The 17553-nt window shown below is 66.2% G+C and carries 21 protein-coding genes; 9 read left to right on the top strand and 12 right to left on the bottom strand.

All coding sequences use genetic code 11. The annotated features are described in order from the left end of the window. Positions 1-88: 88 nt before the first annotated feature. Both rlmN and ACFB49_RS21075 read right to left on the bottom strand, forming a co-directional pair. Positions 89-1273 carry a 23S rRNA (adenine(2503)-C(2))-methyltransferase RlmN gene (gene rlmN, locus ACFB49_RS21080; protein ID WP_380880066.1) on the bottom strand — a complete coding sequence of 395 codons (1185 nt, stop codon included), beginning with the start codon at positions 1271-1273 and terminating at the stop codon, positions 89-91. A 66-nt stretch (positions 1274-1339) separates the two neighbouring features. Continuing rightward, complete coding sequence (locus ACFB49_RS21075) at positions 1340-1834, bottom strand: hypothetical protein (protein ID WP_380873511.1); 495 nt, start codon at positions 1832-1834, stop codon at positions 1340-1342. 149 nt (positions 1835-1983) lie between these two features. On the opposite strand from ACFB49_RS21075, the gene ACFB49_RS21070 reads away from it, so the two are divergent. The 3 genes from ACFB49_RS21070 to dnaN all read left to right on the top strand — a co-directional run bounded on the left by ACFB49_RS21070 (position 1984) and on the right by dnaN (position 4593). Next, positions 1984-2556, top strand: coding sequence for an outer membrane protein (locus tag ACFB49_RS21070; RefSeq protein ID WP_380873509.1), 573 nt, complete (start codon positions 1984-1986; stop codon positions 2554-2556). 260 nt (positions 2557-2816) lie between these two features. Further along, complete coding sequence (locus tag ACFB49_RS21065; RefSeq protein ID WP_380873507.1) at positions 2817-3332, top strand: outer membrane protein; 516 nt, start codon at positions 2817-2819, stop codon at positions 3330-3332. Between the two features lie 148 nt (positions 3333-3480). Next, on the top strand, positions 3481-4593 hold the full coding sequence (gene dnaN / locus ACFB49_RS21060; RefSeq protein ID WP_380873506.1) for a DNA polymerase III subunit beta: 1113 nt from the start codon (positions 3481-3483) through the stop codon (positions 4591-4593). Between the two features lie 622 nt (positions 4594-5215). On the opposite strand, the gene ACFB49_RS21055 is transcribed toward dnaN, so the two are convergent. Genes ACFB49_RS21055 through ACFB49_RS21045 form a run of 3 tightly spaced genes read right to left on the bottom strand, consistent with a single transcriptional unit; the run spans position 5216 to position 6755 of the window. Next, a complete protein-coding gene (locus tag ACFB49_RS21055) occupies positions 5216-5764 on the bottom strand; it encodes a DUF2585 domain-containing protein (protein WP_380880064.1) in 549 nt (182 codons plus the stop codon). Between the two features lie 14 nt (positions 5765-5778). Continuing rightward, positions 5779-6213 (bottom strand): lipocalin-like domain-containing protein, encoded by a 435-nt coding sequence (locus ACFB49_RS21050; protein WP_380873504.1) that lies wholly within the window; start codon positions 6211-6213, stop codon positions 5779-5781. After that, positions 6210-6755: a DUF1697 domain-containing protein gene (locus ACFB49_RS21045; protein WP_380873502.1), complete on the bottom strand. Its 546-nt coding sequence runs from the start codon at positions 6753-6755 to the stop codon at positions 6210-6212. Before ACFB49_RS21045 ends, ACFB49_RS21050 begins: the two co-directional genes overlap by 4 nt. A 75-nt stretch (positions 6756-6830) precedes the next feature. Between ACFB49_RS21045 and gmk the strand changes: the two genes are divergently transcribed. The 3 genes from gmk to ACFB49_RS21030 all read left to right on the top strand — a co-directional run bounded on the left by gmk (position 6831) and on the right by ACFB49_RS21030 (position 8517). Then, positions 6831-7463, top strand: coding sequence for a guanylate kinase (gmk, locus tag ACFB49_RS21040; protein WP_380873500.1), 633 nt, complete (start codon positions 6831-6833; stop codon positions 7461-7463). A 62-nt stretch (positions 7464-7525) separates the two neighbouring features. After that, positions 7526-8083 carry a hypothetical protein gene (locus ACFB49_RS21035; RefSeq protein ID WP_380873498.1) on the top strand — a complete coding sequence of 186 codons (558 nt, stop codon included), beginning with the start codon at positions 7526-7528 and terminating at the stop codon, positions 8081-8083. Then, entirely contained in the window at positions 8080-8517 is a 438-nt protein-coding gene (locus ACFB49_RS21030; RefSeq protein WP_380873497.1) for a cupin domain-containing protein, read from the top strand. The genes ACFB49_RS21035 and ACFB49_RS21030 overlap by 4 nt, the downstream gene beginning before the upstream one ends. Positions 8518-8523: 6 nt before the next feature. Here the strand turns inward: ACFB49_RS21030 and ACFB49_RS21025 are convergent, their stop codons facing one another. Then, positions 8524-8868, bottom strand: a complete 345-nt coding sequence (locus ACFB49_RS21025; protein ID WP_380873495.1) for a glycine zipper 2TM domain-containing protein — start codon at positions 8866-8868, stop codon at positions 8524-8526. Positions 8869-9305: 437 nt separating this feature from the next. After that, positions 9306-10055: a sulfite exporter TauE/SafE family protein gene (locus tag ACFB49_RS21020; protein WP_380873493.1), complete on the bottom strand. Its 750-nt coding sequence runs from the start codon at positions 10053-10055 to the stop codon at positions 9306-9308. Positions 10056-10122: 67 nt separating this feature from the next. Between ACFB49_RS21020 and ACFB49_RS21015 the strand changes: the two genes are divergently transcribed. Further along, the gene (locus tag ACFB49_RS21015) at positions 10123-10620 is read left to right on the top strand and encodes a hypothetical protein (protein ID WP_380873491.1); all 498 of its coding nucleotides are present in this window, start codon (positions 10123-10125) and stop codon (positions 10618-10620) included. Positions 10621-10622: 2 nt separating this feature from the next. Here the strand turns inward: ACFB49_RS21015 and ACFB49_RS21010 are convergent, their stop codons facing one another. The 4 genes from ACFB49_RS21010 to hemC form a co-directional block, all read right to left on the bottom strand. Next, entirely contained in the window at positions 10623-11318 is a 696-nt protein-coding gene (locus ACFB49_RS21010; protein ID WP_380873490.1) for a pirin family protein, read from the bottom strand. A gap of 120 nt (positions 11319-11438) precedes the next feature. Next, positions 11439-12332 (bottom strand): hypothetical protein, encoded by an 894-nt coding sequence (locus tag ACFB49_RS21005; RefSeq protein WP_380873489.1) that lies wholly within the window; start codon positions 12330-12332, stop codon positions 11439-11441. A 36-nt stretch (positions 12333-12368) separates the two neighbouring features. After that, positions 12369-13046 (bottom strand): uroporphyrinogen-III synthase, encoded by a 678-nt coding sequence (locus tag ACFB49_RS21000; protein ID WP_380873487.1) that lies wholly within the window; start codon positions 13044-13046, stop codon positions 12369-12371. Then, positions 13043-13954 (bottom strand): hydroxymethylbilane synthase, encoded by a 912-nt coding sequence (gene hemC / locus ACFB49_RS20995; protein WP_380873485.1) that lies wholly within the window; start codon positions 13952-13954, stop codon positions 13043-13045. The genes ACFB49_RS21000 and hemC overlap by 4 nt, the downstream gene beginning before the upstream one ends. Positions 13955-13996: 42 nt before the next feature. Here hemC and tsaD point away from each other — a divergent pair, with 42 nt between their 5' ends. Continuing rightward, positions 13997-15028, top strand: a complete 1032-nt coding sequence (gene tsaD / locus ACFB49_RS20990) for a tRNA (adenosine(37)-N6)-threonylcarbamoyltransferase complex transferase subunit TsaD (protein WP_380873483.1) — start codon at positions 13997-13999, stop codon at positions 15026-15028. Beyond that, the gene (locus ACFB49_RS20985; protein WP_380873481.1) at positions 15025-15999 is read left to right on the top strand and encodes an NAD(P)H-dependent glycerol-3-phosphate dehydrogenase; all 975 of its coding nucleotides are present in this window, start codon (positions 15025-15027) and stop codon (positions 15997-15999) included. Before tsaD ends, ACFB49_RS20985 begins: the two co-directional genes overlap by 4 nt. Here ACFB49_RS20985 and ACFB49_RS20980 read toward each other — a convergent pair whose 3' ends face one another. Beyond that, positions 16000-17532 (bottom strand): lipopolysaccharide biosynthesis protein, encoded by a 1533-nt coding sequence (locus ACFB49_RS20980; RefSeq protein WP_380873479.1) that lies wholly within the window; start codon positions 17530-17532, stop codon positions 16000-16002. It abuts the gene before it with no gap. Positions 17533-17553 lie beyond the last annotated feature (21 nt).

Genomic DNA, 17553 nt, shown 5'->3' with positions numbered 1-17553 from the left:
GCCGTACCGAATTGGCAGGCTTTATGCATGATAGCCCCGCCTTCGCAGAAGCGAAAGGGGTCAACCAACCATCAGGCGATCGGATGGATCAGCCGAGCGCGGCCTGCTTCTCCTCGGCGCGGCGATCGAGTTCGGCGCGGCTGATCTTTTCCGACGCCGATTTGAGCTGCCCGCACGCGGCCATGATGTCGCGGCCGCGCGGCTGGCGGACGGGCGCGGAAATGCCGGCCTTGAAGATGATGTCGGAGAAACGCGCGATCCGCTCGTCCGACGAACATTCATAAGGGACGCCCGGCCACGGGTTGAACGGGATCAGGTTCACCTTCGCCGGCAGCTTGTAGTGGCGGATCAGGCGGACCAGCTCGCGCGCATCCTCGTCGCTGTCATTCTTGTCCTTCAGCATCACATATTCGAAGGTGATGCGGCGCGCATTGTTGGCGCCCGGATAGGCGGCACAGGCCGACAGCAATTCCTCGATGCCATATTTGCGGTTGATCGGGACGATCTCGTCACGGATCTCCTTGGTCACCGCGTGGAGCGAGACGGCGAGGTTGACGCCGATCTCCTTGCCGGCCTTCTCCATCATCGGCACCACGCCCGAGGTGGACAGCGTGATGCGGCGCTTGGAGAGCGCGAGACCGTCGCCGTCCATAACGAGCGTCAGCGCATCGCGGACATTGTCGAAATTATAGAGCGGTTCGCCCATCCCCATCATCACGATGTTGGTGAGCATGCGGCCTTCGGGCTGGCTCGGCCATTCGCCGAGCGCATCGCGCGCCAGCATCACCTGCCCGACGATCTCGCCGGCGGTGAGGTTGCGGACGAGCTTCATCGTGCCGGTGTGGCAGAAACGGCAATTGAGCGTGCAGCCCACCTGGCTCGACACGCAGAGCGTCCCCCGATCGGCATCGGGGATGAACACCATCTCATAATCCTGGCCGTCGTCCGACCGGAGCAGCCATTTGCGCGTGCCGTCCGACGAGACCTGCGCCGTCACCACCTCGGGCCGCCCGATCACGAAACGCTCTTCCAGCCACGGGTGCATGGCCTTGGCGATGTCGGTCATCACCGTGAAGTCGGTCGCGCCGCGATTATAGATCCAGTGCCAGAGCTGCTTGGCGCGCAATTTCGCCTGCTTGGGCTCGAGCCCGGCATCCCCGAGGAGCGCGCGCAACTGATCGCGAGTCAGGCCGATCAGGTCGAAGCGGCCGTCGGCGCGCGGAACCTGCGCGCGCGGAACCGGCACCGGATCGATGCCGCCGGGAATCTGCATGTGGGCGTTCATGCGCCGCCACATAGTGAAAGTCGGCCGATTTTGCCAGTATTCCCCGTCAGGGCATCAGCCGATGCCTGAACAGGCGATCGCGGCGGCGTCGATCGCGGTGGCGGCACCGCGAAGAACATACTGGTCGGTGTGGCGCTTGCCGTCCTCCCCGCGCATTTCCACGCGCATCGCTTCGCCCCCGCGCATGGCCGCGACGATCGCCGCGTCGGCGCTGGCATCGGGTGCCCAGGCATCCGCCCCGCCGGCGACGAGATCGAAGCGGCGGCCATCGACGAACAGCACCACCGGCGTCCCCTTCTGCTTGACCAGCCCCAGCCGGATATGGAGCTGGCCGCGCACCTTCTTCCCCGGCCAGTTCGATATCGAAGCGAAGGGCCGCCACGGCCGGCTCAGCGGCGCGTCGACCGCCTCCGATATGGCATAGCAGCGCAGCGGCCTCGCATCCTTGAACGCCGCCCAGCCGCCGAATAGGCCCAGCGGCTCGCGCGCCTCGGCCGCGCCCGCCACCAGCAGCGCCGGCAGCAACGCCGCCGGCCAAATGCGCTTCATCCCCCACATGGCCCAGACCATCCACCGATTGTGGCTTTGACGCAACAGTCTGGATTCACCTGCATATCGTTCATGCAACCGACAGGTGCCCCATGCGCTTAAGGCCGCCTGCCCCACGGTTCGGGGCAAGTACCTGATGGAGCTATTTTATGCGTAAAGTTGCAACCGCCCTTCTCCTCGCTTCGGCCGTCGCTGCGACGCCGGCGCTGGCGCAGGATGCCGCGAATTTCGCCGGCCCCCGCGTCGAGGGCGTGATCGGCTGGGATCGCGTGCAGGCCAATGGCGGGCACGATGACGGCGTGCTGTACGGCATCGGCGCCGGCTACGATCTTCAGAGCGGCAACATGGTCTATGGCCTTGAGGCCGAGCTGACCGATTCCGACGTCAAGGCCTGCGTCGGTGCCGCCACCACCGCCGATCCGCGGCTTTGCGCAAAGACCGGTCGTGACATCTATGTCGGTGGTCGCGTCGGCGCCGTCGTGGGCGGTTCGACCTTGCTCTACGCAAAGGCCGGCTACACCAACGCCCGCTACAAGGTCTCGGCCGATGACGGCACCGTGTTCATCAGCGACGGCAGCAATCTCGACGGCATCCGCGTCGGCGCCGGCGCGGAATATGCGCTCAGCCCGAACACCTATCTGAAGGCCGAGTATCGCTACTCCAACTATGAGCAGGGCCTGGAGCGTCACCAGGTTGTCGGCGGCTTCGGCTTCCGCTTCTGATCTTCCCGATCTGAACGCTTGGAAGGGCGGCGGTGGGCAACCATCGCCGCCCTTTTTCGATTCGTGATCTGATTGCATCACCCCCTGTGACATCGATCTATGAATCGACATAAATTTAAGCATTTGACCTGTTGCATATGCGCAACAATCACAATTTTGCGCTGGCCTGGCGGATTCCTGAGGCCTAGAGGCGGCCCCGGGTCGTCCCCGTTCCGGGGGAAACAGAACAGAATATCCGCGACCGTTATCAGGAGTAACCAATGAAGCGTTTTGTTGCCGCGGCGCTCGCCGCGACCGTCCTTGCTACGCCCGCTTTTGCGCAGGATGATGCCAACTTCACTGGCCCGCGCGTCGAAGCCATCGTCGGCTATGACGTCGTCGGCATTCCGGGCGTCAGCGATCCCGACGGCGTCGCCTATGGCGTCGGCCTCGGCTATGATTTTGCCGCCGGCGGCATGATCCTCGGCCTTGAGGCGGAAATCGCCGATTCCTCGACCAAGATCGGTGACCTGGTTTCGGATCGCGACATCTATGTCGGCGCTCGCGTCGGCACCGTGATCGGCCAGTCGCTGCTCTACGCGAAGGCCGGCTACACCAACGCCCGCTTCGAACAGGACGGCTTCGGCGGCGCGAATGGCGACGGCTTCCGTCTCGGCGCGGGCCTGGAATATGCCCTCGGCAACAACATGTTCCTCAAGGGCGAATATCGCTACTCGAACTATGAGGGCGACATCTCGCGCAACCAGGTCGTCGCGGGCTTCGGCTTCCGATTCTGATCGGTTGGGCCGCCAACAGACCGCCATAACGAGCAAGGGAGGCCGGGGCGCAACGCCCCGGCCTTTTTTGTGTCTCCCCCACTGGCGGGCGGCGGAAGCCGCGTTATAACGCTTCTTCATTTATGCTTGCGGGGAATCCGGGGAACGTATGAAGGCGACGATCGAGCGAGCGACGCTGCTGAAGAGCCTGAGCCACGTCCAGTCCGTGGTGGAACGGCGCAACACCATTCCGATCCTGTCGAACGTGCTCATCGAAGCCGCGGCCGAAGGTGGCCTGCGCCTGATGGCGACGGACCTCGATCTCCAGATCGTCGAGACGATCGAGGCCGCGGTCGACATCCCCGGCGCAACCACCGTTTCGGCGCACACCCTGTTCGAAATCGCCCGCAAGCTGCCGGAAGGCACGCAGGTCGAACTCACCGCCGCCGATGGCAAGATGAAGGTCGTCGCCGGCCGTTCCAACTTCAACCTGCCGACGCTCCCGCGCGATGATTTCCCCGTCATCGCCGAAGGCGAGCTGCCGACGAAGTTCGAGCTTCCCGCCGCCACGCTCCGCCAGATCATCGACAAGACGCGCTTCGCCATCTCGACGGAGGAGACGCGTTACTATCTGAACGGCATCTTCATCCACGTCTCGGATGAAGCCCAGCCGGTGCTGAAGGCGGCCGCGACCGACGGCCACCGCCTCGCCCGCGTCACCGTTGCCCGCCCCGATGGCGCGGCCGGCATGCCCGACGTCATCATCCCGCGCAAATGCGTGGGCGAGTTGCGCAAGCTGCTCGACGAGCTGGACGGCACCGTCGAAGTATCGCTCTCCGCCACCAAGATCCGCTTCGGCCTGGGATCAGCGATCCTGACGTCCAAGCTGATCGACGGCACCTTCCCGGATTATTCGCGCGTCATCCCGACCGGAAATGACAAGCTGCTCAAGCTCGATCCCAAGAGCTTCATGCAGGGCGTCGACCGCGTCGCGACGATCGCCAGCGAAAAGACCCGCGCGGTCAAGATGACGCTCGATCGCGACAAGATCACGCTGTCCGTCACCAGCCCGGAAAACGGCACCGCGGCCGAAGAAGTGCCCGGCGAATATGTCGCCGACAGCTTCGATATCGGCTTCAACGCGCGCTATCTCATGGACATTCTCGGCCAGATCGAAGGCGATTCGGTGGAAGTCCACTTGGCCGACGCCGCCGCGCCGACGCTGATCCGCGAGAATGACAAGGCGCCCGCGCTCTACGTGCTGATGCCGATGCGGGTGTGATCCGCCCCCTCTTGCTAGAGGGAACGACGAAATCGACGGACACAATGCCACGCAGCTCTGAGCTGCACAGTCGGTGTTCGCCGCCCCAAACAACCCGCCATGCCACTTCAGCGAAGGCTGGGGTGGCTATCACGGCAAGCCGCAGCACTCGTTGAGAGAGCCATGGATGCCAGCCTGCGCTGGCATGACGTCTATGGCGGGGCGAGTGGACCTGTTGCCCTTGGTCGTCATCCCAGCGAAAGCTGGGATCGCGCTCTTTCAAGCCCGGCACGTGACGCCATCGCCGCCACTAGATCGCACCTTGCCATCGGAACTCGGTTCGGCTCAACCCTTTCAATGTAGGACTTTATCTGTTCCATACTGCGCAATGGAGCAGTCCCCCCGTTTGCAGTCCCCCGGCAGCCTCGCCGCTTGGTTGCGTCACCGGTGCGTTGATGACGCATCGGGGACGCGCAGGCGGCGCGCCACCGTGGCGCGGCGTCGCGTCGGCGTGGCGCCATCGTCGCCTTGGTGTCGCATCACTGTCGCTTCGGCGTCGCCATACCGCCGCCTCGGCGGCGCATCTGGTGGCGGGAGCGGTAAAAAAGCGCTCACAACCCTCAACTTCCTCAACTTCGGTGAATCAGCCGCCCTGCCACACCTTGATCGCGTCGATCGGCCACAGCAGCATCACCACGTTGAGCGTCAGATTGTCGCGGATCACCCACAGGGTCAGCAGTTCGAAGCCGATGGCGATCGCGATCGTCAACGCCACAGGCAGCCGCCATGCGAGCAGGAAGCCCAGGCCCATCCAGCCGATATCCGACGCCGAATTGATCACGCTGTCGCCCGAATAGCCGAGCGCGATCGTCGCTTCGCGATAACGGTTGATGATGAAGGGGCTGTTCTCCACCACCTCCCACGCGGTCTCGATCGCGACGGCGAGGATCAGCCGCTCGCCCATCGGCCGACCGCGCAGCAGCCAGAATCCGAGGGCGTAGAACAGAAAGCCGTGGATGATATGGCTTGGCGTGTACCAGTCGGCGATATGCTGGCTGTTCCCGGCATCGACGGCGCCGTGCCACAGCTCCACCGTGCCGCAGGTGCAGATCGGCGGCCGCCCCATCGCCAGCAGCACCAGCACCCCCGCCAGCGCAACGCCGGCGGCGATCAGGGCATGGCGTGTGCCGATCCCCCCTTTGGCCGTCACTTCGCGGCGCGCCGCCACTCGATCGTCACCCAGCCGGTCGGCGTCTCCGCCTCCAGGAACAGCCGGTCGCCCTCCAGCCGGCAATGCCGCGGCTGGTCGCCCTGCACGTCGGGATACCAGGCGCCGCGGATATGATGGGTGACGATGCAATGCTCTGCGTCGACCGTGTAGGTGCCGAAATAGCCGACATAGCCATGATAGGCGTCGGCGACCTGCTGTGCGGTCAGTTCGTGCGGCGGCTTGCCGAAGGGGGCGATGCCGGCACGGAGCATGTGGACCGACATATGCCCGTCGGGCGCGTAGATGATCACGCCCTTGGCATCATGGCCGAACGGATGCTCGATCTCCTCGTCGTGGCGCCGGTTGGTCCACAGCACCAGTTCCCACGATCCCAGCAGCGCCTCGCGCAGTTCCGCATCGCTCCGCTTCATCCGCCTGTCCCTCCTGTCATCGCAGTCAGCGCCTGCACCGTGCGCCAGTTGCGCGCGGTGCTCGGCGATCCGACCGCCTTGTCGATATAGCTGGGTGTCAGCTTCGACGTGCCCGCACCATCACCAAAATGAATCCAGATTGCACCATCGCCTTGCTTTATCGTCTCATTCGGTGCTGCCCGCTCTTGCAACCGCGCCACCGCATCGGCCGCGGCCGGCTGCTTCGACGTCAGCATCATCACCCGATTGGGTTCGGTCGTCGACGGTTGGGGCAGCGGGTTGGTGGCGCCGTGCTGCGCCCATTGCGCCGCGGTCCGCAGAATGATCTCGACCGGAAAGCCGAAGCGCTTGGCGATCGCTGCCTCCAGCTCTTTCTCGATCACCTCAGCCTTCTTCGAGGAGGTGAACAGCAAATTTCCGCTGGCGAGATATGTGCGCACCTCGCCATGGCCGAGATCCTCGCCAAGCTTGCGCAGCTCCGCCATCGGCACCTGCCGTTTCCCGACATTGATGGCACGCAGCAGGGCAATCCATTGGGTCATGCGGCCCATCCTGCCCCGATGCGGTGCGATGCGCCACCCGTTGACCTTTTCCCCCTGCGCAAGGCAAAGGCGATCATGCCCTACGCCAATCTCGCCCGCCGCGGCGTCCTGTTCGTCCTCTCCTCGCCATCGGGCGCCGGCAAGTCGACGATCGCGCGCAAGCTGCTCGCCGCCGATCCCGGCATCACCATGTCGGTCTCCGCGACGACACGGCCGATGCGCCCCGGCGAACAGGAAGGGATCGACTATCATTTCGTCGACCTGGAAGAATTCCGCCGGATGACCACGGACGGCGAATTCCTCGAATGGGCGCATGTCTTCGACAATCGCTACGGCACGCCCAAGGCGCCCGTCCATGCCGCGCTGGAATCGGGCCGCGACGTATTGTTCGATATCGACTGGCAGGGCGCGCAGCAGCTCCACCAGCAGGCCGGCGGCGATACGGTGCGCGTCTTTATCCTGCCGCCCTCGCTCGACGAACTGCGCCGCCGCCTAACCGGTCGCGGCACCGATGACGCCGAAGTGATCGCGCGGCGCATGGAGCGCGCCGCGGCCGAGATCAGCCATTGGGACGGCTATGATTATGTGCTGATCAATGATGACGTCGATCGCTGCTTCGAACAGGTCCGCACCATCCTTGAAGCAGAACGGCTGAAACGGCGGCGCCAGACCGGCCTGATCGGCTTCACGCGTAAATTGATGGGCTAACTATCGCCGCGGCGACAACGCGCTTATCCTGCCCCGCATCCAAGCCTTTTGGGGAGGGTGCGATGATCAAGCTGATCCTGGGCGCGATCGCGGGGGGAATTGCCCAGTTCCTCGTCGGTTTCATCTTCTGGGGCACGCCGCTCAGCCGCCTGGCGTTCAGCACCGCGGGCGAGGCAGAGAATGCGGCGGTGCAGGCCTCGCTGGCACAGAATCTGACGGTGACGGGCACGGGAACCTATGTCGTCCCCTGGCCAGATACCGCACAGGGGACGACATTGTTCGGCCAGGGGCCGGTGGCGACGATCCATTTCAACACCGGCGGCTTTCCGGCGTTCGATTCGGGGGCGCTGGTAAGCGGGCTGATCCTGTCGATCATCACCGCCGGGCTGATCGGCCTGGCGCTGTGGGGCGTCGCCGGTCGTGTCACGACCCTGGTCGAGCGGATGAAACTGGTGGTGCTCTTCTCGCTCGCCGCCGTGCTCTACCTTCATATCGGCCAGCCGATCTTCAACCATTATGGCTGGGGGTATTTCATCTATATGGGCCTTTCCGACCTGTTCGGGCTGGTCGTCGCCGGCCTCGTCATCGCCCGCTGGTTCCTGCCCAAACCCGCCGCATGAGCGACGATGAAGCGCAGCGCCTGATCGCCAAGCTCTGCCTGGCCCCGCATCCCGAAGGCGGCTGGTATCGTGAGACCTGGCGTGCGGGCGCGGCCCCAAGCGAGCGGGCAACGGGGACGGCGATCCTGTTCCTGCTGGAAGCCGGCCAGCGATCGCACTGGCACCGCGTCGACGCGACCGAGATCTGGCTGTGGCACGCCGGCGCGCCGCTTGCATTGCGCGTGGCCGATGAAGCGGAGGGCGTGCACGAAATCCGCCTCGGCAATGATCTGGGCGCCGGCGAGATCCCCCAATATGTGATCGCACCGCACGCCTGGCAGGCGGCCGAGGCGGATCGCGGCTGGGCGCTCGTGTCCTGCGTTGTCTCGCCCGGCTTCAGCTTCGCAGGGTTCGAACTGGCGCCACCCGGTTGGTCTCCGGGCGACGCCAGCTAGACGATATCAGCGGCAGGTGACGTTGCCGCGATCGATCTCACGCCCAAGCGCTGCGCCGATGCCGGCCCCCAGCAACGTCGCCAGCGTCTGCGAATCGCCATAGCCAAGCTGGTTGCCGATGATCCCGCCGACCACCGAGCCGATGATGAGGCCGGTGGTGCCGTCGCTGCGCCGGCAATAATAGCGGCCATCATAGCCGCGATAGATGCGGTCGCCGCGTCCCATCCGTCGCACCGGATAATAGCGACTGTCGCGATAATAACGCTGGGCGTCATAGCCGCCGTAGCGGGGATCGTACCGGTTCCAGTCATATTGGCGATAGACCTGCCAGCTCCCGGATGGCCGGTGCACCTGCGGCGATGTCGGCCGGTAGGGCGGACGCTGCGGCGGACGTGCGTTCGATGGGGGACGCGCGTTGGAGGGCGGCCGGGCATTCGACGGCGGCTTGTTATGGGCCGGCGGACGCGCGTTTGACGGCGGCTTGCTGCTTGCAGGCGGCCGTGCATTGGATGGTGGCCGCGCGTTCGACGGCGGACGCTGGGCGGGGGGACGCGCGTTGGAAGGTGGCTTCGCCCCGGATGGAGGATGTTTGCCGCCACCGCCCTGCGATCCACCATGGCCCGGGGGCGGCCCGGATTGCGCCATGGCCATGGGGGCCGCGAGAATGAGGATAAGCCCGGCTGCAATCATAGTGCGCATGCAACTCTCCGCCCGCCCCTGACCCTTCGGACAACTCGTTGCGGCGGCTGCGGTTGCAGCGAGTGGAAAATATTCCGGTGCCTCAATGATCAGGCGATCGCGTCCCAGACGAGCTTCGCGCCCACCAGGATCATCAGCACATAGACGATCACATAGAAGCGAGCGGCCGACACGCGGCGCACGAGTGCCACGCCCGCGAATGTCGATATGATCGCAACCGGCAGCAGCGTCGCCGTCATAAGTAGATTGGTGGGCGTGAACTGGCCGAGTGCGGCATAGGCCGGCACCTTGATCCAGTTGACCGCAGCGAAGAAGATCGCGTTGGTGCCGACGAAAATGTCGCGCGGCAGGCGGCGTGGCATCACCCACATCTGGAATGGTGGTGCGCCTGCATGGGCGATCTGGCTGGTAAATCCCGAGATCGCGCCAAAGATCGATCCCACCCAGCCCGGCGATTGTGATGATGCCGTGATCGCGCCGGCCCGTTCGACCCACAGGCGGTGGAAACCGAACAGGATCGAGATGAAGCCGAAGGCCGCCAGCACGACATCGGCCGAAACCCGCGCGGCGAGCAGCCAGCCGAGGAAGATTCCCACCACGGCACCGGGCAAGGTCACCGCCAGCACATGGCCATCCCAGGTCTTGCGGAACGCCCATACGCCCACCGCATCCTGCACGATCAGGATCGGCAGCAGGATCGCCGCCGCCTGCACCGGCGGCAGCGCCAGCGCGAGCAGCGGCATGCCCAGCGAGCCGAGCCCCGCAAAACCTCCCTTCGCCAGCCCGACCAGGATCACCGCCGGGATGGCGAAGGCGTAGAAGGTCCATTCGACGGGCATATGCGTTATTCTCTTTCAGCTTGGACGCGGGCGATGCAAGCTCCGGCGACATGCAGGAGAAAACCTGATGCGTGGAGCAAGGATTGTCGGCACCACCGCCGCGCTGGTCGCCACCGCCTGCGGCACCGGTGCCTCGCAGACGACGACCGCGGCACCCACCGTGCCCGATCAGGGGATCATGGTCGATGATCGCCCGCAGGGGCCGGAAAGCCATCTCGGCGCGCACAAGGTGGTGGTGGATTATTATGCGCTGCTGGCGGATCGGCGCTATGCCGACGCGTGGAAATTGTGGGCGGACAATGGCAAGGCCAGCGGCCAGACGGCTGACCAGTTCGCCGCCAGCTTCGCCAATGTCACTCGCTACGAACCCAAGGTCGGCGGCATCGGCCCGATGGAAGGTGCCGCCGGATCGGTCTTCATCACCGTCTTTGTCGACGTGAATGGAGCCCGAACCGACGGCACGCCGATCCACCAGAAGGGCTGGGTGAGCCTGCGCCGGGTGAACAATGTCCCGGGCGCAACGCCCGAACAATTGGCCTGGCGGATCACCAAGGTCCCGATTTAGCGTCAGGCCGCGTCGACCAGCACCACCTCGGCATCGTCTATGGCGGTGACGGTGATGGTGTCGAGATCGCGGATCGCGGCACCGTCGCGGGCATTCACCTCGACCTCGTTCACCGTCACACGGCCCGTGGCCGGCACCAGATAGCCGCGCCGATCGGCACCGATCGCATAGGTCGTGCTCTCCCCCGCTTTCAGCGTCGCGCCAAGGACGCGGGCATCGGTGCGGATGGGGAGCGCATCGTCGCCCTCATAGCCGCTGGCCAGCGCCACGAAGCGCCCGGCGCGATCGCCCTTGGGGAAGGGACGCGCGCCCCAACTCGGGCTTTCGCCGCGGCTGGTCGGCAGCAGCCAGATCTGGAAGATGCGGGTGTCGACATCCTCCATGTTATACTCGCTGTGCGCGATGCCGGTGCCAGCGGACATCACCTGGACGTCGCCCGCTTCGGTGCGGCCGTGATTGCCCAGATTGTCCTTGTGGGTGATCGCACCCTCCCGGACGTAGGTGATGATTTCCATGTCCGAATGCGGATGCGGCGGAAAGCCGGTCTTGGGCGCGATCACGTCGTCGTTCCAGACGCGCAGATTGCCCCAGTTCATCCGCGCAGGATCATGGTAGCCGGCGAAGGAGAAATGATGGTGCGCGTCGAGCCAGCCGTGGTTCGCGGCGCCGAGGGTCGAGAAGGGGCGAAGTTCGATCATGGTCCGTCTCCAGGCCGCTGCGGAATGCAGCGATCGCTTGAGAGGGAGATAGGCGCGATCAGTACCGCAATAAACGTAGATGATCGAAATTCATCGTTTCACAATTTGAACCATTTGCTTCTAGACCGCCTTGTCCCCGGCAATCGGCCTGTCGATATTTTCCGACGGCACCGCAACCGGCGGCGCGGGCCGCGGTGAGAGCAAGGCGGCCGTCTCGATCTTGTCGAGCGCGGTGCGGGCGGCGTCGTAGCGGCGCGCAGCCGCGATCCATGCGGTCGCCTGGCCCTGCCCCGGCATCCGCGACACTTCAGCCAGCGCCTCGGCCACGCGGCCGCCTTCCAGTGCGCGCTTGGCGCGGACCAGTCGATCCGCCGGCGCGGGCGATGGCGCGTTGGCCTTGCGGATCACCACCATGCCGGCGATCTCGCGCTTGAAGCCGTCCCACCAGCTTTCATTGGGCGCCTGCGACGCCAGCGCCGGCGCGACGTCGCCAAGTCCGGCGCGCAGATCATCAAGCGTCACCGGTTCACGGCCGGCGGCGATGATCGTCGCCACCGCCTGAGGTTCGGTCGCGCCGAAGCGGTCGCGCAACAGCCCTTCGATATAACCAAGCTGGACACCCCGATCGAGCGCGCGGCGCGCGGCGAAAGCGACCAGGAGCCCTTCAGCCCGATCAGCATTGCCGACAGCAGCACTCGCCCGCGCATCGATCCGCCCGAGCCGCGCCTCTATCTCGGCCACGCGACGGTCGATCGCCGCTTCCGCCATGGGGTCGACCTGCGGCAGCGATGGTGTCGCCGTCATCGGCTGTTGCGCCTGTTGCTGCGGTGGTGGGGCGATCAGGATCGTACCCGGCTTCGTCAGCCATTCGCCGGCCGGCTGCCAGGCATGGACGAGATAAGCGGTGGCACCCACGCCGAGCACGAAGGCGATCCCGCCGATCAGAAGGGCGGGCCGTGCGCCGCCCGACTGTTGCGCGGGCGTGGCGGCCTGTGCCTCTTGCTCCGTCACCATTCCGTCCATCCTGTCCGCCACCCGGTCCATCGCCTGTCAGTCGGCTTGATCGCACAGCCGCGCCGCTGCCGCCAGTAGCGCCGCATCGTCAGGATGGTATGCCACCGCGACGGCGGCCCAACCCTCCCCGGCAGCGCTCGCCGCCGCAGCGCTGATCGCGGCGATGCGTACCGCACTGCCATTGCCGACCAAGGTTGCAAAATGGGCCGCGGCGCGCGGCGAATGCAACAGGGCGACCGCGCCATCGGCCAAGGCGGACCTTGCGACATCGGACAAAGCGGCCACCGGATCGACAGCATAGACGATCGTGCGCGTCAGATGGAGCGCCGGGTGTTTTACGTCGCGATGTTCCCGGCCGGCAAAGTGGAGCACCCGGCGATGGCCCGCCGCTGCCACCATATCAAGCAAGGCCACCGCGTCGCTTTCGCCCGCGCGGACATCGGTAAAACCCGCGCCCCGTGCTGCTGCTGCCGTCGCCTCCCCTACCGCAAAGACCGGCAACCGGCGATAGCGCGCCAGTTGTTCACCGCCCAACCGAACCGCATTGGCCGAAGTCAGCATCAGCGCATCGAACGCTTCAGCCCCCTCCGCCTGCCACGGCACCGCCGACGCGACGAACAAAGGGGCGACCACCGCCTCCAGCCTCAGCGCCGTCGCCCGCGCCGCCGTCGCCGCAGCACCGGGCTCGGGCCTGAGGACGAGGACGCGCCTCACTTGCCGAACAGGCTCCTCAACGCCGGGCTGGCACGATCGAGCAGCTCATGGGCAAGGCCGGCCGCATCGTCCGGCCCGCCGATCTGCCGCTCGCCGGCCACATGCTCGGCGCCATCCTCGGTCAGGATCTCGGCACGCAACCGGATGCTATCGCCTGCCATTTCCGCGAGCGCGGCCACGGGCGATTTGCAGTCGCCGGCAAGTGCGGCGAGGAACGCCCGTTCGATCCGCACACAAGTGCTAGTCGCAACATCGTCGATCGCCGAAAGGGCGGCCACCATCGCCTCGTTGCTCGCCAGCGTCTCGATGCCGACCGCGCCTTGCGCCGGGGCCGGCAGCATTTCGTCCACCGCAATCGGATTGCCAACATCGGGACGGTCGAGCCGCGACAGGCCGGCGGCCGCGAGCAAGGTCGCATCAGCCTCGCCCGCCGCAAGCTTGGCCAGCCGCGTATCGACATTGCCGCGGAACAAGGTGACGGTCGTATCAGGCCGCGCGCGCCGCACCTGCGCCGATCGCCGGGGCGACGAGGTGCCGATCACCGCATGGGCGGGCAGCGCCTTCAGGCTTTCCGCGCCGATCAGCCGATCGCGCACATCGGCGCGCGGCAGCATGGTGGCGATGACGATCTCCGCCGGGCGGATCGTCTCGACATCCTTCATCGAATGCACCGCGAAATGGATCTCCCCGTCGATCAGCGCGCGATCCAGCTCCTTGGTCCAGAGCGCCTTGCCGCCGACTTCGGACAGCGCGCGATCCTGAATGCGATCGCCGCTGGTCTTGATTGCGACGATCTCGATCGCATCTTCGGGCCAGCCATGCGCGGCGCGAAGTGCTGTCTGAACCATGCGAGCCTGGGTGAGAGCCAGCGGCGAACCGCGCGTGCCGAGACGGATAGGAAATTGCATGACGGTTGCTCTAATGCGCTGCGCGGTGGCAGGGAAGCGGGCATGACCCTGATCCTCGGCCTCGAATCCTCCTGCGACGAAACCGCCGCCGCGCTCGTCACCGCCGATCGCGCGATCCGCGCCCACCAGCTTGCGGGGCAGGAGGCGGATCACCGCCCGTTCGGCGGCGTCGTTCCCGAGATCGCGGCCCGCGCCCATGTCGAGGCGCTGACCCCGCTGGTGGAGGCGGCATTGGCCGAAGCGGGCGTGTCGCTCGCCGATGTCGATGCCATCGCCGCCACCGCCGGGCCCGGCCTGATTGGCGGCGTGATGGTCGGCCTCGTCACCGGCAAGGCGCTGGCGCTGGCCGCCGGCAAGCCATTGATCGCCGTCAACCATCTGGAAGGCCATGCGCTTTCGCCGCGGCTCGCCGACCCTGATCTGGCCTTTCCCTATCTGCTGCTGCTGGTCTCCGGCGGCCATTGCCAGCTGCTGCTGGTCGAAGGCGTCGGCAAGTATCGGCGCCTCGCCACCACGATCGACGATGCGGCGGGTGAAGCGTTCGACAAGACCGCAAAACTGCTCGGCCTCGGCTTCCCTGGTGGCCCCGCGGTCGAGAAAGCGGCGCGCTCCGGCGATCCCAAGGCCGTGCCGCTGCCGCGTCCGTTGATGGGATCGGGCGAGCCGCATTTCTCCTTCGCCGGCCTCAAGAGCGCGGTGCTGCGCGCCCGCGATTCGGGGCAGTATCGGGCTGAGGACATTGCCGCCTCCTTCCAGCAGGCGGTGGTCGATTGCCTGATCGATCGCACGCGCCGTCAGCTCGATCAGGTCGATGCGACCGCCCTCGTCGTCGCCGGCGGGGTCGCCGCCAACACAGCGGTGCGCACGGCGCTGGAGACGCTGGCGGCGGATCATGGGCTGCGCTTCGTGGCGCCGCCATTGTGGCTTTGTACGGACAATGCGGCGATGATCGCATGGGCGGGGGTCGAGCGATTCAAGGCGGGGCTGTTTGACGATCTCGACGCGCCGGCGCGGGCACGCTGGCCGCTGGATCCCAACGCCGAAAAGGCTCGGGGAGCGGGGGTGAAGGCATGATCGGTATCCTTGGCGGCGGCGCATGGGGCACAGCGCTCGCCCAGGTCGCGGCGCGCGACGGACGCGAAGTGCGGCTGTGGGCGCGCGAGCCGGAGGTCGTCGCCTCGATCAACGAGGATCATGAAAACCGCTTGTTCCTGCCCGGCATCGCACTCTCCCCGTCGATCCGCGTCAGTGACGATCTCGGCTGGGTGGCGGAGGCCGATCCGCTGCTGGTGGTGACACCGTCGCAGCATATGCGCAGCGTGCTCGACCAGCTCGACACACGCGCCCGCCACCTGATCCTGTGCGCCAAGGGCATCGAGGCGGGATCGATGCGGCTGATGCACGAGGTCGCGCATGAAGCCTGCCCCGCGGCCACGCTTTCGGTGCTGTCTGGCCCCACTTTCGCGCATGAAGTGGCCAAGGGCCTGCCGACCGCGATCACGCTTGCCTGCACCGACGCGGACGCCGGCGGGAAAGTCGCCGCGCTGATCGCGCGTCCCTCCTTCCGCCCCTATCTCGCCACCGATGTCGTTGGCGCGGAGATCGGCGGCGCCGTCAAGAATGTGCTGGCGATTGCTTGCGGTGTCGTCGAAGGGCGTGGCCTCGGCCAGAATGCCCGCGCCGCGCTGATCAGTCGAGGCTTTGCTGAAATGACCCGTTTCGGCCTCGCCCGCGGCGCGCGGGCCGAGACGCTGGCGGGCCTCTCCGGCCTCGGCGATCTGGTGCTCACTTGCAGTTCGACCAGTTCGCGCAACTTCTCGCTTGGCGTCGGCCTCGGCCAAGGCCGCGCCGCCGCCGACCTCCTCGCCGACCGGCGCACCGTGGCCGAAGGCGCCTTCACCGCACCGGTGCTGCGGGAAGCGGCGGCGGCGGCCGAGGTCGACATGCCGATCACGCAGGCCGTCTGCGCACTGCTCGCAGGTGAGGCGACGGCAGATCAGGTGGTCGAAGCGCTGCTGGCGCGGCCGATCCGCGCCGAACGCTGATCAGCGGGTCGAGGGCGCGGGTTCGGCCTCGACAGGGGCCGACTGGCCCTTCTTGAGCTTGAACAGCACCCGGTCCTCCGCGGTGAAACCCTTGAACCAGATCACCAGACCATAGCTCAGCAGGATCAACGGCAGGCCGACGGTCAGTTCCAGCCATTCGGGAACCTGGATCGCCACGAAGCCGACCACGGCGGCGGCTGCCGATGCCCAGACCAGCGCCCAGCGCCAGCCGGAAACCGGCGCGTCCAGCAGCCGCGACAACAGCCGTGCTTTCGTGACCGAGGCGAAGCCCAACGCGACCGGTAGCGCCAGCGCCGGCCCGACGGCCTGCACCGCGACGGGCCAGTGCAGCGCCTGCGCGCCCAGGATGAAGGCGAAGCTGAGCGCGATCTGCAGACTGATCGTCGCCAGAGAGATCATCAGGTTGCGATGGCGCGCGATATAGATCAGCGCCGATTCGGAAACGACCGCTGTCGCCGCCACGACCTCGGCCAGCAACAGGAAGGAAAGCGCCGCAGTACCGCCGACGAATTCCGGCCCGGCAAGGCCCATCACCGCTTCGCCGGGGATGGAAAGCGACAGCGCGATGCCGGCCTGCGCCGCGATGATCCAGAAGCCTACCTGCCGCACCTGGGCCGCGACCGCGGCCTTGTTCCCGGCTTCGAGATTCTGGGTGATGACCGGCCCGAGGATCGGATCGAAGCTCGTCTTCAATTTTTGCGGCAGGGTGACGATCTGCTGCGCCACCCAATAGATACCGACCACCGCCGGCGCGAAGAACAGGCCGAGGATGAAGCGGTCGACATTGCGCGTGCCCCATTCAATCGCGTCGGCCGCGGCAAGCGGCATGTTGCGCCGGGCCATCGCGAACAACGGCCGCGGCTCCGGCTTCCAGCCGCGCGGCAGGCCGTAGGAGCGGATGAACGGATAGAGCGAGGCGGTGAGCGCCGCGACCATCGACAACGCATAAGCGAGGATCAGCCCGTCGCGCTGCGAATAGAAATAGAAGCCGAAGGCCGCGATGCTGATCGTCCACGGCTCGATGATCGCCCGCGCCCGCACGGTCGCGCCCACGTCGCGCCGATAGGCCAGGGCCGCCAGCGACACATCGGACCAGGCGATCGCGAAGATGATCAGCGGCATCAACTGCTCGAGGCCGTTGATATTGCTGTTGGGGAACATGAGCTGCGGCAAGGCGGCGAGAATCACTGCCGCAATGGCGGATGCGCAGCCCGCGATCAGCAGCCCATCCCAGACGATATGGACATGCGGCCGTTCATTCTTCGACAATTGCTGCGCGAGACCGCGCTTCAGCCCCAGTGTCGCAAGCTGGGCGGCAAATTCGATGACGAGGATGGCGAGCGCGAAACGTCCCAGCTCGGTCGGGCCATAAAGGCGGCCGGCAATGAACAGGAACGGGATACGCGCGACAAGCCTCAGAACAAAGCCGAAAAAATTCGTGCGTCCGCCCTTCGCCAGATCGGCGATATCATCCTGTTGCTCTGCCGCCGCGCGCGACCCCGGCCTCTCCATCACTCTTCTCTTAAGGCCTCC

Origin of the sequence: Sphingomonas sp. DBB INV C78 (genome assembly GCF_042693015.1) — a bacterium.
GTDB lineage: Bacteria > Pseudomonadota > Alphaproteobacteria > Sphingomonadales > Sphingomonadaceae > Sphingomonas_E.
The sequence above is the reverse complement of the archived record's forward strand: the minus strand, read 5'-3'. Positions and strand labels throughout refer to the sequence as shown.

Coding starts and splice junctions, on each gene's coding strand:
- rlmN (WP_380880066.1), bottom strand. CDS start 1,273: ATGCAGATTCCCGGCGGCATCGATCCGGTGCCGGTTCCGCGCGCGCAG.
- ACFB49_RS21075 (WP_380873511.1), bottom strand. CDS start 1,834: ATGAAGCGCATTTGGCCGGCGGCGTTGCTGCCGGCGCTGCTGGTGGCG.
- ACFB49_RS21070 (WP_380873509.1), top strand. CDS start 1,984: ATGCGTAAAGTTGCAACCGCCCTTCTCCTCGCTTCGGCCGTCGCTGCG.
- ACFB49_RS21065 (WP_380873507.1), top strand. CDS start 2,817: ATGAAGCGTTTTGTTGCCGCGGCGCTCGCCGCGACCGTCCTTGCTACG.
- dnaN (WP_380873506.1), top strand. CDS start 3,481: ATGAAGGCGACGATCGAGCGAGCGACGCTGCTGAAGAGCCTGAGCCAC.
- ACFB49_RS21050 (WP_380873504.1), bottom strand. CDS start 6,213: ATGAAGCGGAGCGATGCGGAACTGCGCGAGGCGCTGCTGGGATCGTGG.
- ACFB49_RS21045 (WP_380873502.1), bottom strand. CDS start 6,755: ATGACCCAATGGATTGCCCTGCTGCGTGCCATCAATGTCGGGAAACGG.
- gmk (WP_380873500.1), top strand. CDS start 6,831: ATGCCCTACGCCAATCTCGCCCGCCGCGGCGTCCTGTTCGTCCTCTCC.
- ACFB49_RS21035 (WP_380873498.1), top strand. CDS start 7,526: ATGATCAAGCTGATCCTGGGCGCGATCGCGGGGGGAATTGCCCAGTTC.
- ACFB49_RS21030 (WP_380873497.1), top strand. CDS start 8,080: ATGAGCGACGATGAAGCGCAGCGCCTGATCGCCAAGCTCTGCCTGGCC.
- ACFB49_RS21020 (WP_380873493.1), bottom strand. CDS start 10,055: ATGCCCGTCGAATGGACCTTCTACGCCTTCGCCATCCCGGCGGTGATC.
- ACFB49_RS21015 (WP_380873491.1), top strand. CDS start 10,123: ATGCGTGGAGCAAGGATTGTCGGCACCACCGCCGCGCTGGTCGCCACC.
- ACFB49_RS21010 (WP_380873490.1), bottom strand. CDS start 11,318: ATGATCGAACTTCGCCCCTTCTCGACCCTCGGCGCCGCGAACCACGGC.
- ACFB49_RS21005 (WP_380873489.1), bottom strand. CDS start 12,332: ATGGTGACGGAGCAAGAGGCACAGGCCGCCACGCCCGCGCAACAGTCG.
- hemC (WP_380873485.1), bottom strand. CDS start 13,954: ATGCAATTTCCTATCCGTCTCGGCACGCGCGGTTCGCCGCTGGCTCTC.
- tsaD (WP_380873483.1), top strand. CDS start 13,997: ATGACCCTGATCCTCGGCCTCGAATCCTCCTGCGACGAAACCGCCGCC.
- ACFB49_RS20985 (WP_380873481.1), top strand. CDS start 15,025: ATGATCGGTATCCTTGGCGGCGGCGCATGGGGCACAGCGCTCGCCCAG.
- ACFB49_RS20980 (WP_380873479.1), bottom strand. CDS start 17,532: ATGGAGAGGCCGGGGTCGCGCGCGGCGGCAGAGCAACAGGATGATATC.